At 62.5% G+C, this 12,413-nt stretch carries 10 protein-coding genes, 1 tRNA gene and 1 pseudogene; 7 read left to right on the top strand and 5 right to left on the bottom strand.

From position 1 onward, the window contains the following. The first annotated feature begins 36 nt into the window (after positions 1-36). The 3 genes from P24_RS13580 to P24_RS13570 all read left to right on the top strand — a co-directional run bounded on the left by P24_RS13580 (position 37) and on the right by P24_RS13570 (position 4,051). Positions 37-1,326, top strand: coding sequence for an adenylosuccinate synthase (locus P24_RS13580; protein ID WP_008945308.1), 1,290 nt, complete (start codon positions 37-39; stop codon positions 1,324-1,326). Positions 1,327-1,440: 114 nt separating this feature from the next. After that, positions 1,441-3,438 (top strand): protein kinase family protein, encoded by a 1,998-nt coding sequence (locus P24_RS13575; RefSeq protein WP_008945307.1) that lies wholly within the window; start codon positions 1,441-1,443, stop codon positions 3,436-3,438. Positions 3,439-3,466: 28 nt separating this feature from the next. After that, the gene (locus P24_RS13570; RefSeq protein ID WP_008945306.1) at positions 3,467-4,051 is read left to right on the top strand and encodes a hypothetical protein; all 585 of its coding nucleotides are present in this window, start codon (positions 3,467-3,469) and stop codon (positions 4,049-4,051) included. Between the two features lie 70 nt (positions 4,052-4,121). Here P24_RS13570 and rpoH read toward each other — a convergent pair whose 3' ends face one another. Together rpoH and P24_RS13560 are read right to left on the bottom strand one after the other, a co-directional pair. Then, positions 4,122-5,009, bottom strand: a complete 888-nt coding sequence (rpoH, locus tag P24_RS13565; RefSeq protein WP_008945305.1) for an RNA polymerase sigma factor RpoH — start codon at positions 5,007-5,009, stop codon at positions 4,122-4,124. A gap of 107 nt (positions 5,010-5,116) precedes the next feature. Then, positions 5,117-6,127, bottom strand: a complete 1,011-nt coding sequence (locus tag P24_RS13560; RefSeq protein WP_008945304.1) for an RluA family pseudouridine synthase — start codon at positions 6,125-6,127, stop codon at positions 5,117-5,119. A 79-nt stretch (positions 6,128-6,206) separates the two neighbouring features. Between P24_RS13560 and P24_RS13555 the strand changes: the two genes are divergently transcribed. The 3 genes from P24_RS13555 to P24_RS13545 all read left to right on the top strand — a co-directional run bounded on the left by P24_RS13555 (position 6,207) and on the right by P24_RS13545 (position 7,810). Further along, positions 6,207-6,539, top strand: a complete 333-nt coding sequence (locus P24_RS13555) for a hypothetical protein (protein ID WP_156816310.1) — start codon at positions 6,207-6,209, stop codon at positions 6,537-6,539. Positions 6,540-6,550: 11 nt separating this feature from the next. Beyond that, positions 6,551-7,600 (top strand): threonine aldolase family protein, encoded by a 1,050-nt coding sequence (locus tag P24_RS13550; protein ID WP_008945302.1) that lies wholly within the window; start codon positions 6,551-6,553, stop codon positions 7,598-7,600. 134 nt (positions 7,601-7,734) lie between these two features. Then, positions 7,735-7,810, top strand: a tRNA-Glu gene (locus P24_RS13545). A gap of 519 nt (positions 7,811-8,329) precedes the next feature. Here the strand turns inward: P24_RS13545 and P24_RS20715 are convergent. The 3 genes and pseudogenes from P24_RS20715 to P24_RS13525 all read right to left on the bottom strand — a co-directional run. Then, positions 8,330-9,400 (bottom strand): annotated as a pseudogene (locus P24_RS20715) (recombinase family protein); the annotation flags it as partial. 259 nt (positions 9,401-9,659) lie between these two features. Continuing rightward, positions 9,660-10,751 (bottom strand): hypothetical protein, encoded by a 1,092-nt coding sequence (locus P24_RS13530; RefSeq protein ID WP_008945299.1) that lies wholly within the window; start codon positions 10,749-10,751, stop codon positions 9,660-9,662. A gap of 34 nt (positions 10,752-10,785) precedes the next feature. After that, the gene (locus P24_RS13525; protein ID WP_156816309.1) at positions 10,786-11,307 is read right to left on the bottom strand and encodes a hypothetical protein; all 522 of its coding nucleotides are present in this window, start codon (positions 11,305-11,307) and stop codon (positions 10,786-10,788) included. Between the two features lie 549 nt (positions 11,308-11,856). Between P24_RS13525 and P24_RS13520 the strand changes: the two genes are divergently transcribed. Then, positions 11,857-12,413, top strand: a 557-nt coding sequence (locus P24_RS13520) for a tetratricopeptide repeat protein (protein ID WP_008945297.1), incomplete at its 3' end; no start/stop codon positions are given.

Genomic DNA, 12,413 nt, shown 5'->3' with positions numbered 1-12,413 from the left:
TATCCTCAGCAACGCAAGAAACCGCGAGTAAGCAGCATGTCCAACGTTACGGTCATCGGCGCCCAGTGGGGCGATGAAGGCAAGGGCAAGATCGTCGATTGGCTCTCCGAGCGCGCCGATGTCGTGGTGCGCTTCCAGGGCGGCCACAATGCCGGTCATACCATTGTCTGCGGCAACCAGACCTACAAGCTCAGCCTGCTGCCCTCGGGCGTCGTGCGCGGCAAGCTGTCGATCATCGGCAATGGCGTGGTGGTCGATCCCTGGGCGCTGCTGCGCGAGATCGAGACGGTGCGCGCGCAGGGGCTGAACATCACGCCCGACACGCTTAAGGTTGCCGATAATGCGGCACTGATCCTGCCGCTGCACCAGCGCATCGACCAGGCGCGCGAGGAGGCGAAGGGCGCGCGCAAGATCGGCACCACCGGCCGCGGCATCGGCCCGGCCTATGAGGACAAGGTCGGTCGTCGCGCCATCCGCATCTGCGATCTGGCGGAACCGGAGACGCTGGCCGAGAAGGTCGATGACCTGGTTGCCCACCACAATGCCTTCCTGCGCGGCCTTGGCGTCGAGGAGGTCGATGCCGCTGAGCTTCTGGCCGCGCTGAAGGAGATCGCGCCGAAGCTGCTGCCCTATGCGCACAGTGTCTGGCGCCACCTGGAGGAAGCCCGCAAGCAGAGCAAGCGCGTGCTGCTGGAAGGCGCACAGGGCACCATGCTGGATATCGACCACGGCACCTATCCCTATGTGACCTCCTCCAACACGGTGGCGGGGCAGGCGTCCAGTGGTGCCGGCATCGGGCCGAGCCATGTCGGTTATGTGCTGGGCATCACCAAGGCCTATACGACGCGCGTCGGCTCCGGCCCGTTCCCGACCGAGCAGGAAAACGAGATTGGCCAGCGCCTGGGCGAGCGCGGCCGTGAGTTCGGCACCGTTACCGGACGCAAGCGGCGCTGCGGCTGGTTCGACGCCGTGATGGTGCGTCAGGCCGTGAAGGTCGGCGGCATCGACGGCATCGCGCTGACCAAGCTGGATGTGCTGGACGGGCTGGACGAGATCAAGGTCTGTGTCGGCTACCGCCATGACGGGAAGGAGTACGACCATTTCCCGGCGGGCAAGGAATTGCAGGCGAAGGTCGAGCCGATCTATGAGAGCTTCGAGGGCTGGCAGGAGAGCACGCAGGGCGCGCGCAGCTACAAGGAACTGCCGGCCACCGCAATCAAGTATATCCGCCGGATCGAGGAGCTGATCGAGGCGCCGGTGGCGCTGCTCTCCACTAGCCCGGATCGCGATGATACCATCCTGATGAAAGATCCTTTTGCGGATTAAAGCCGTTTCCGTCATCCGGTTTCAGCTTTGAAGGCGATGCGAAGTTTTCTCGTGGGGATCGTCCTGTAAGTGTTAGCATAAAGAAAACATCGGTTTGACGGATGAGGTAGGCGGATGGCCGAAGCTGCGGCAAACGGCAAGCTGACGCTGAAGGGGCGGTACGAGATCGTCACGGACGACCCCTTGCCGGCCTTCGATTCGCCGCGCGCCAAGGCCTATAATGTTATCGATACGCAGGGCGACCGGCCGCTTCCGCTGATGGGGCTGTTGCTGGACCGGCGGCTTCCGGTGCGGCTGTCGGCACTGGACGAGATGCGGGAATGCCGCTTGCCGGGCCTGCTGACGCTGCTCGATTCCGGGCAGACGGGCCGACGCGGCGATGCGTACCGGCAGATGTGCCTGATCTACGAGCGGCCATCAGGTCCACGGCTGACGGCAAGCGAAGAGACCTCCTTCAAGCCGTTTCCGGAAGAGGCGATGGAGCGCCAGATCCTGCCGCGCATGCTGCCGGTGCTGAAGGAGCTGCAGGCGCGCAACGTCACCCATCGCGCCATCCGGCCGTCCAACCTGTTTCATTCCGGGGACAACAGGGGGCTGGTGCTGGGCGAATGCTTTTCCGCACCACCAGCGGCCGACCAGTCCGACTTCCTGGAGCCCATCGAAAGCGCCATGGCGGACCCGCTTGGCCGGGGCGATGGCGAGCATACCGACGATTACTACGCGCTGGGCGTGACCATCCTGTGCCTGCTGCTGGGCAAGAAGCCGGAGATGGAGGGAAGCAATAACGACCTGCTGCATCTGAAAATGGAGCTGGGCTCGTTCTCCGCCCTTGCCGGCCGCTATACAATGTCGCTGCCCATTGTGGAAATGCTGCGCGGCCTGCTGAATGACGATCCGCGCGAACGCTGGGGCATCACCGACCTGGAGCACTGGCTGGCTGGCCGGCACCGCAAGACCCAGCGTGGCAAGCTGCCGCTGAAGGCGGCGCGCGCCATCACCATCGGCAAGGCGGAGTGCGTGACCAGCCAGTCGGCTGCCTTCCGGCTGTCGCTGGACTGGGAAAGCGGCGCCCAGATGGTGCGCAGCCAGTCCTTCGACAATTGGCTGCGCCGCAGCCTGCATGCCGAGGATCTCGCCAAGTCGCTGCAGGGTATTGTCGGCGGTACAGGGCCGGAACCGGCGGATGCCAAGGCCCTGTCGCGCGCCTGCATGGTGCTGTTCCCGTCCTCGCCGATCAGCTTCAAGGGCATCAGTGTCAACCCGGACGGTATTGCCTACATTGTGCCGGCAAGCGCTGGCAGCCAGGCCCAACGGCAGAAGCTGGGAGAATTGCTGGCGGCCAAGGTGCCCTCAACCTGGTTCGCCACCAACACGGCGCAGCGTACTGATTTCGCGCGGCTGCAAAGCCTGCTGGATCGCATGGCCACGCTGATGGCGCAGACCGGGCCAGGCTTTGGCTATGAACGCATCATCTATGAGCTGAGCCCCTCGATCCACTGCCTCAGCCCGCTGATCGAAAGCCGGCTTGTCGTGAATTACGAGGATCTGCTGCCGGCGATGGAGGCGGCGGTTTCCGAGCGCCTGCCGTCGCATGAGCCGCTGGACCGGCACACGGCGGCCTTCATCGCCTCCCGCTGCCGGCAGGTCACCGACCGCTGGATACGGCCGCTGGCGGCGGAGGCGGATGGTTTCGCGCGCGTCGTGGCACAGGTCCGGCTGATGGCGTTCGTGCAGGGGCTGTCGAGCAACGGCCCGTTGCCGAACCTCTGCCGCTGGCTGGAAATCCATCTGCGCCCGGTGCTGAGCCAGTTTCATAACCTGAAACGCCGCAAGCAGATGCTGAGCGAGTTGGAGGTAGCGGCGAAATCAGGCATCATTGGCAAGATGATGGTCCTGGTGGAGGATAATCAGGCCCGCGCCAAGGACGAGCAAGGATATCGGGCCGCGATTGCAAGCTTCGGGCGGGCCGACATGCAGGTGAAGCAGCTGCAGAACGAGGCGAACTACATGGAATATACGGCCAGACTGCTGGGCGAACAGGTGTCGGCCGTTGCCAGCGGCGTCATCGGCGGCCTGGCCTCTGTGGCGATTCTGGCATTCTATATGATATGACGCACGCAGATCGATTGGCACCGCACCCATGAGTGACAAGGCAAAGGCGAAAGCCAAGGCGCCCGCCGGCGGTGCCCGGCGACCAGGGGTTAAGGACAAGCAGCAGAGCCGCGGCGGCTGGAAGCTGCTGATGCTGGTCACGGTGCTGGGGCTGGGGCTGGCGGTGCTGCCCACCATGGTGGTCGCGGCAGTCGGCATGTTGCCGACGCTGGTTGCCTATATCGTCGATGGCCGGCGCGAGAAATACGCGGCCTTCTCGGTCGGCTGCATGAATTTCTGCGGCGTGCTGCCCTTCATGCTGCAATTGTGGACGCAGGAGCACAGCTTCACGATGGCCTGGCGGATTGTCGGCGATCCGGTGTCCTGGCTGGTGATGTATGCCGCCGCCTCGGTAGGCTGGGTGATCTATTACGCGGCCCCGCATGTGGTTGCCGCCTATCTTCGCTTCCAGCTCGACCGGCGTATTAACAAGCTGCGGGAATACCAGAAGGAACTGGTGACGGAGTGGGGCGACAGCATCACCCGCAGCGCCACCGCCGAGGGGACGACGGAACCTGCCGCGCTCGCCAAGCCGGAACCGGAGGATGCTGAGGGCGAACAGGCAAAGGGCTGAGGCCCGTTTCTTCAGACAAAAAAGCCCCCGTTTCCGGGGGCTTTTCGTTTCTGGGGATATGGCCGGCGGATTACTGCGCCAGCTTCTCCTCGATGGCGGCGTTCTTCATCGCCTTCTGCAGCTTCTCGAAGGCGCGGACCTCGATCTGCCGCACACGTTCGCGGCTGATGCCATACTCCTGGCTCAGATCCTCCAGCGTCATCGGATCCTCGCGCAGGCGGCGCTGCATCAGAATGTTGCGCTCGCGGTCGTTCAGCACCTTCATCGACTGCGACAGCAGCTTGCGCCGGCGGCTGACCTCCTGATGCTCGGCCAGCATGGTCTCCTGGGTCTCGGACTCATCGACCAGCCAGTCCTGCCACTCGCCATCGCCATCGATGCGCAGCGGCGCGTTCAGCGAATGGTCCGGGCTGGCAAGCCGGCGGTTCATGTTCACCACATCCTGCTCCGGCACTTCCAGCTGGGTGGCGATCTTGGTGACATTCTCCGGGCTGAGGTCGCCCTCATCGATGGCGTTCAGCTTGCCCTTCAGCTTGCGCAGGTTGAAGAACAGCTTCTTCTGCGCCGCTGTGGTGCCGATCTTCACCAGCGACCAGGAATGCAGGATATATTCCTGTATCGCCGCACGGATCCACCACATGGCATAGGTGGCCAGGCGGAAACCCCGGTCCGGGTCGAAACGCTTCACCGCATGCATGAGGCCGAGATTGCCTTCCGAAATCAGCTCGGCAACCGGCAGGCCATAGCCGCGATAGCCCATGGCGATCTTTGCCACCAGGCGCAGATGGCTGGTGACCATCTGATGCGCGGCATCGACGTCCTGATGCTCGGTCCAGCGCTTGGCGAGCATGAACTCGTCTTCCGGCGTCAGCATCGGGAACTTGCGGATTTCCTGCAGGTACCGGGACAGGTTGCCTTCCGGGCTGACGACAGGCATCGACGGGATCGCAGCTGCCATTTCCTAAACTCCCTCCAAGAGGTTCGTGCCCTTATCCGAAAAGGGCCTCTCTATTGCTTCCAAATATAGCACATTGGTCATGGCATAAATGTGGCTTACGGAAACAATCAATTTCCAACGGGAAGCCGGATGGCGAGCCGATCCAGAAGCTCCTGGATGTCATTTGGTAAGGCGCTCTGAAATAACAATCTTTTTCCGCTGCGCGGGTGCAGGAAACCGAGTTCCCGGGCGTGCAGCGCCTGGCGCGGGAAGCCGGAAAGCGCCGCCTTCACGGGATCGTTACTGCCTGTGTTACGAGTTCGGCGGCCGCCATAGGTCGCATCGCCGACCAGCGGATGGCCGAGGGAGGCCATATGCACCCTGATCTGGTGGGTGCGCCCGGTTTCCAGCCGGCATTCGACAAGGCTGGCGAGAATGCCATGCCGCCCCAGCGTGCGGTAGCGGGTCAGCGCATGTTTCCCGCCGGAGCCGACCACGGCCATCTTCTTCCGGTCGCGGTTGCTGCGCCCGATATTGCCGGCGATCTCGCCCGCAGGCGGCACCGGCACGCCCCAGACCAGCGCCAGATAGGCGCGGTCGATGGAATGGGCGGCAAACTGTTCGGTAAGCGCCGCATGGGCGAGGTCGTTCTTGGCGGCCACCAGAAGGCCGCTTGTGTCCTTGTCGATACGGTGCACGATGCCGGGCCGCCGGACCCCGCCGATGCCGCTGAGACTGTCGCCGCAATGCGCCAGCAGCGCGTTCACCAGCGTCGAATCCGGATTGCCGGGGGCAGGGTGCACGACCATGCCGGCGGGCTTGTCGATGACGATCAGATCGTCATCCTCATAAACCACGACAAGCGGTATGTCCTGCGCATCCGGCTCGGCGGCTTCCGGCGGCGGCAGGGTGACGGCGAAGCATTCGCCTTCCTTCACCTTGTGCGACGGGTCGGTGACCGGCCCGTCTGACGCCGTGACCATGCCCTGCTCGATAAGCGCCTTCAGCCGGCTGCGCGACAGGTCGCCCAGCCTGGCGGCCAGGAACCGGTCCAGCCGCGCGCCGGCATCGGCCTCCGTGGCCGTTACGGTCTCGCAAGGGGCCGCGCTTGGCGTCGCTTCGGTTTTCGATTGCGTCATGCGGGGCGAATGCCTATCCCGGTCCTCGGATTCCTGCAAGCCTGACCGGGAACGCACTGAAAGAGAGTGGGCCAAGCCGATGAGAGCCTTGAAGATAGCCGTGGTGGTGATGGGTGTCATGATTGTCGTCGGTCTGGCGGTGATCGCCGCGACGATCGTCGGCCGCCTGGGTGGCAAGACCGAAGAGCCGGAACCTGCCGTGACGATGTCTCTTGCGCCCGGTGCTCCACTTACCACCTTCGATCCGGCAACGGTTCCGCTGCCGGCTGGATCGCGGCTGCAGCAGATCGTGCCGGCCGGCGACCGGCTGGTGCTGCATCTGGCGGGCGAGGGGGGCAGGAATGTGCTGATGGTGCTCGACATGGCCGGCGGGCGCGTGCTTGGCTCCTTCCTGCTTGAACCGGCGCAGTAGGAAAAGGACCGATGAATTTCCGCAGCGATAATGTCACCGGCGCCTCGCCGGAAATCCTGGCGGCGCTGACCGAAGCCGCCCAGGGCAGTGTGGCCTCCTACGGCAGCGATCCGATCACCGCGCGGGTGCAGGACAAGCTGTCGGCGGTTTTCGAGACGGAGGTGACGGCTTTTCCGGTCGCCACCGGCACGGCGGCCAATGCGCTGGCGATCTCCTGCCTGACGCCATCCTGGGGGGCGATCTACTGCCACCCGAATGCGCATATCGAGGAGGATGAGTGCGGCGCGCCGGAATTCTTCTCCGGCGGCGCCAAGCTGGTGCATGTCCAGGGGCCGCATGGAAAGATCAATGCCCGGGAACTCGACCGCCGCTTGGCCGACGCCAACATCGGCAATGTGCATCATGTGCAGCCGGCCTGCGTCAGCCTGACCAACCTGACCGAGGCCGGCACGCGCTACAGTCCGGATGAGGTGGCCGCCATCGGCAAGGTCTGCCGGAAATACGGGCTGAAGCTGCATATGGATGGCGCGCGCTTCGCCAACGCGCTGGTGGCGCAGAATTGTTCCCCGGCGGAACTGACCTGGAAGGCCGGGGTGGATGTGCTGAGTTTCGGCGCCACCAAGAATGGCGCGCTGGCCGCCGAGGCGGTGGTGTTCTTCGACAAGGAGCTTGCCCGCGACTTCGCCTTCCGCCGCAAGCGGGGCGGGCATCTGTTCTCCAAGATGCGCTTCCTGTCGTCCCAGCTCGACGCCTATCTGGAGGGCGATCTGTGGCTCAGGAATGCCCGCCACGCCAACCGTATGGCGGCCCTCATCGCCGAAGGCCTGGCCGGCGTGCCGGGCATCGAACTGGACCATCCGGTGGAGGGCAACGAGATTTTCGCGCGGTTGCCTTCGGCCATCATCGAGGGGCTGCAGGCGGACGGTTTTGCCTTCGGCCAGTGGGGCACTGCCGAGGCACCCAGCATCCGGTTGGTGACTGCCTTCAACACGGAAGAGGCGGTGGCCCGCAAGTTCGTGGAGCGCGCGGCCGCCCATGCGGCGCGGCAAGCGGCAGAGTAGGCCAGCTGAGTAGCGTGGCAGAACAGGGCCGCGGGGCAGGCATTTTCCGGACTGTGACGGAAAAGCGCCTCCCGGCCCACGAAATCGCTTGAACCGTACGGAGGCTTTCGCTATCTAGTGCGCCTCGCCTCGCGGTCCCCATCGTCTAGAGGCCTAGGACACCGCCCTCTCACGGCGGCAACCGGGGTTCGAATCCCCGTGGGGACGCCATTTCCGGGCAAAAGAGAGAACCGGCTTCGGCCCGGTTTCTGTGCCTTCCCGGACAGCTTGCGCCAAGGCTTCCTTCGATCCTCTTATTGTGACCTCGCTTTCATCGACGACGATGCTGTCGATGAAGTGGCGCAGGTAAGCCTTCCTGAACTGCACGTCGCCGCTTTGCAGCCGCTCGCGTAGGGCATCAGCAAAGAGAGTGACGTTCTCCGCCGTCAGTGCCGTAAGGGGCTTGTCCTGCTCGCGCTGAAGCACGCTGGTCATGCGGATCAGATCGTCCTGGCGGGTGTTGATGGCGCGCATCTGCTCGCGCAAATCTGCGTCGCCGGCATCAAGCACGCCTTCGGCCACCAGACCGATGAGCCGCTTCTTCTTCGCCTCGACCTCACGCAGTTCCTTGCGCAAATCGGCGAGTTCCCGCGTGCGGGTTTGCTGTTTATTGGCGGCACGCTCGATTAGCCCGCCAAGCAGCACGGTCACGCGCTCCGGTGCTAGCACCTTGTCCAGCAACGCAGCCGTGACCGTGCGGTCTAGATGGTCCATGCGGACGCGCCGGCCCGTGCAGGCGGTCTTGCCCATGCGCATGGCCGTAGCGCAGGCGTAATAGCGGTATCTGCCGCCCTTGCCGGTGTTCATGGTCATCCCGCCGCCGCAGTTGGAACAGGTTGCAAGGCCAGTGAGCAGGGAGGGACCGTTCACCACGCGCGGCGGGGTGACCTTCGGGTTGTTCGCCCTTAACCGATCCTGCACAGCCGCGAAGGTCGCTTCGTCGATAATCGCCGGCACGGGAAGGCGTATGTGTTCGCTCTCCGGCTTGATTTCGCCGGTCTTGGCGCTGCGCATGTTGAACACATGCTCGCCCTTATAGGCCGGGCGGGTAAGGATTTCATGGGTGGTCTTGGTGGTGAACTTGCCGCCGCCGCGCTGCCGGTAGCCGCGTTCGTTCAGATAGCAGGCAATCGCCTTCACGCCCATCGGGCCGCTAGGCCCGTCGCCTTCCAGATAGAGCCGGTATATAAGCTTCACCAGCTGTGCCTCGTCAGGCGCGACATCTAGCTTCTTCTTCAGCTTGTCGCCGCGTTGCTCAGCTATATAGGTGCGATAGCCCAGCGGCGGGACTGATCCATTCCAAAAGCCCTGTTTGGCATTCTCGCGCATGCCGCGCAACGTATGGACGGCATTCATACGGCTAAAATGCTCGTCGATCACGCCAACAATCTGCCGTGTCATATGCGCATTCGGATCGTCGCTGACCGTGCCGGTGATGGTGGTGATGCCGATATGGCGTTTCGCTAGCTTACGGATGGTCAGTTCCATAAAGGCATGGTCCCGGTAGAGCCGGGACCATGAATGCACGACGATCACGTCATAGGGACGTTCAGGTGACAACGCCTTGGCCAGCATATCCTGAAGGGCAGGGCGGTTCGGATCGGTGCCGCTATGGCCGGGGTCTATGTAGATATCGGCAACCTCCCAGCCCTGCCGCTGGCAATAGCCCTCGCACTGGGCTTGCTGATCCGGGATAGACAGCCCGCGTTCGGCCTGTCTTGCGGTGGAGACGCGTAGATAGAGGGCGGCACGCTGGCTCATTCCGTCTCACTCCCTTGCAACCGACACAGGCGCTCGAACATCCCCTGAATGATGTCGCCTATATAGGGCTCCATCAAGGACAGCTCTCTCTCGGTCACCGGGACCAAGAAGAAGCAGCCTTCCCTATATAGGACCGTCAGTGTTTCCGGAGGCGTGCCTGTATAGGCATCGGGCTTATTGTCGTTCGCCGGAATCAGCGTACGGCTATATAGGGACGGGGCATTCCGGGAAGTCTTGTTCGACATGGTGTTTTCCTTATCTACCATTGGCCGAGGGCATAGCCCTCGATCCGGGTTCGAACATCACGCTCCCAGACTGGATGTTCATGATGGATGACCAACTCGTCTTCGAGCTGGCCGATAAGATCGCGCAGGGACAATGCCTCCGCTTCCCCTTGCGCGATGCTGAGAAGGGCCGCGAGCCCTTTCAGACTGCCGTAGATGGATTGTGTCTGCCGGTGGATGCGGTATTCCAGCAGCCGCTTCTCATCGATATCCCGGATCAGGCCGCTTTGCGGCATATGGCCGATCTCGGCTTGCAGCGCCGTCCAGAGCGGGTGCAGTGGCCAGCGCGACAGGTTGCTGTCACCGGTGGGCCGCCGCAGGCTGGTATGGTTGTGCGTCAGTTCGCGCAGCAGATCGCCTTGTAGCCCGCGCAGATCGTCCAGCGAGCGGACGCCAGCCGGCTTCAGCCGCTCGCCGCGCAACTGGAACTCGACACGCCAGATCTCGCTGGTACGGCCCCAGAGTTCATAGAAGAAGCTCTTGCCGCTGCTTTCCTCGATCTCCGCCACCTTGTCATAGAGCCGGATCACCACATCGCCCTTGCCGGCAACGATGGTTTGCAGCGCGCGGTTATCCTTATAGGCGCTGGTCTTGCGCGCCTTGCTCAACAGATGATCCGCGCTGAAGTCCACCACCGGCACATGGAAGTCGAACGCCCAATCGGCGCGCGAGACAGTCTCCAGGCGCTGTTCCACCAGCCCCATCGACTCTGCCCAAGACCGGAAGCGCAGTTCCAGCCCGTCAAGCCCTTCCTGCCATAGCCCCTTGCTGAGGAACTGCACATGGAAGCTGGGTTGCATCCGCTCCGCGAAGGCGACCGAGAACAGCTCGTTCTCAATCACGTAGCTGTAGGGAAAGCGCCCATGTGTCTTCAGGGCGAAGGCCTCACTGCCAAGCTCGATGCGCGTGAACTTGCCGTCGCGCGACTGTCTCAGCCGTTCACGCTGATAGGCGATTTCATCTAGGTCCAGCGCGCTGTTCGTCACGTCCAGATAGAAGCTGACATACAGGCTGTCCAACCCTTGCAGCAGCAAGGCGGGCAGGGGAGGGACAGCCAGATTATTCATAGGACGCGCCTTGTCTTTGTATGAGCAAAAAAACTCACTCTGTTCCCAGCCGGTGCAGCAGCCGCGTCAGGTTCACCACGACAGAGCTGTAGAAGACGCCCACGCCCTTATGTTCTTTGACGGTGCCATCGTCATATTCATGCATATAGCTGCCATCGAGCCCGATGCTGGCCACCATGGGCGCATCGACCGTGATGTTGAACCCGACCATCTGGTCGCCCCAACTGAGCTGAATAAACACCATGCGCGTGCCTTCCTCGGCGGCTTTCCAGCGCGCCGAACCGCCGATGCTCTCAAGCCATTTGTCCAGCGCCTCGAACTGGCCAATCTGAAGACCGTAGTGGGACAGTTCCCGCAGGATCGCCGCCTTCTGAAGCTCAAAGTGGCGATAGCGCCGGCTTACCCCGGTGCCGGTGTGCTTACGGCCTTGCGTGTGCAGCAGATCCGACAGCGTCCAGTGCCGTATCTGGCGCATGATCTTCTGCAATTCAGTCGGATCGCCCGAATAGTTCAGGCGTTCGGCCATCTCTTTGAGGGTGTATAGCTGCTCTGTCATAAATCAACACATAAGACATTCTTCGTCCTATAGCGAGTCGATTCGATTCCCGCCGGTGAGATTCCTGCAACCACCCAGCAAAGCGCCCGGCCTGAGCTGGCGTTCCGTCGCGCCCGCCCGTCAAGGCCAGGCCGCGCTCCGCGCGGGGGCTACGCCCGCCTTGACGGCCAACCGCGCCGGCCCGCATCCGCTCGGCAGGCGCTTTGCTGAGAATAAGGCTCCATAGGAGCCATTCCCTGACGGAAAGGGAGGAACCGGACAGACCGGATGTATCTGGAGCCCCCCGTGTTACTGATCACGGGGCTGTGCCACTTCACCAACCTAAATGCTATTTCAGCGAGCGTAGATGTTTGCGCCAAGATAACGGTAGAGGTTGATCAGTTTTACAAATTATAGCTCGACCTATGCTTGGACCTGTAGGATGCGAGAAGCATCCACTCGTCTGAGCAACAGCTGAAGTTCCCTCCGCTAATGACACGGTCATCACACAAGCAATCTTTGGCTTCCCTAATAGTCAAGAAACTCGATGGGCTTTCCGAGGGAAAGGCTATGCAATTAATCGGTGCGATCATTGATCAAGGCAGCGATGAGGCATCGGGTGCCGCCCTGGATCACGCCAGCGACCTGCTCGATCAGTACTTGGCGAGAAATCTCTCAGAGCGTTATGTCTGCCGCGCACATTATTTTCGCGCCAATATCTGGAACGCGAAGCGCTATGCATCGCCGGATTGGCAGTCGTGGCTGTGGAAAAGCGAAGCCATCGACGGCGAGATACTGGAGCTACGCCGGGCGCTCGCGCATCCCGGCTTTGAGGAGTTGGAGCCACACGAACGCGCGCAGATATATACCAATCTTGGGAACACCCTGAACCACATTGGCCGGTTCATCGAAGCCATCGAATACTGGGATCGAGCACTGATCGAAGTTCCCAAGTTCGCAATGGCATCCGGCAACCGTGGCATTGGGCTTGGGGACTATGCGCATGCGCTCTATGATTCAGGCCATCACCGCGTGCTGATGTTTTTCGCCGCAAAATCGTTGGCGCAAGCATGCGCCGACGATGCCGTAATTGAGAGTTATGGCTATGTGAGCTACTCCCCGATCCT

Origin of the sequence: Oceanibaculum indicum P24 (assembly GCF_000299935.1) — a bacterium.
Classification (GTDB): Bacteria; Pseudomonadota; Alphaproteobacteria; order Oceanibaculales; family Oceanibaculaceae; genus Oceanibaculum; species Oceanibaculum indicum.
This window is presented reverse-complemented; position numbering and strand designations above follow the sequence as displayed.

What these genes read in the sequence shown, in the direction of transcription:
- rpoH (WP_008945305.1), bottom strand. Translation starts at nt 5,009, where the DNA reads ATGGCAGCTGCGATCCCGTCGATGCCTGTCGTCAGCCCGGAAGGCAAC.
- P24_RS13550 (WP_008945302.1), top strand. Translation starts at nt 6,551, where the DNA reads ATGAATTTCCGCAGCGATAATGTCACCGGCGCCTCGCCGGAAATCCTG.
- P24_RS13530 (WP_008945299.1), bottom strand. Translation starts at nt 10,751, where the DNA reads ATGAATAATCTGGCTGTCCCTCCCCTGCCCGCCTTGCTGCTGCAAGGG.
- P24_RS13580 (WP_008945308.1), top strand. Translation starts at nt 37, where the DNA reads ATGTCCAACGTTACGGTCATCGGCGCCCAGTGGGGCGATGAAGGCAAG.
- P24_RS13570 (WP_008945306.1), top strand. Translation starts at nt 3,467, where the DNA reads ATGAGTGACAAGGCAAAGGCGAAAGCCAAGGCGCCCGCCGGCGGTGCC.
- P24_RS13555 (WP_156816310.1), top strand. Translation starts at nt 6,207, where the DNA reads ATGAGAGCCTTGAAGATAGCCGTGGTGGTGATGGGTGTCATGATTGTC.
- P24_RS13560 (WP_008945304.1), bottom strand. Translation starts at nt 6,127, where the DNA reads ATGACGCAATCGAAAACCGAAGCGACGCCAAGCGCGGCCCCTTGCGAG.
- P24_RS13575 (WP_008945307.1), top strand. Translation starts at nt 1,441, where the DNA reads ATGGCCGAAGCTGCGGCAAACGGCAAGCTGACGCTGAAGGGGCGGTAC.
- P24_RS13525 (WP_156816309.1), bottom strand. Translation starts at nt 11,307, where the DNA reads ATGACAGAGCAGCTATACACCCTCAAAGAGATGGCCGAACGCCTGAAC.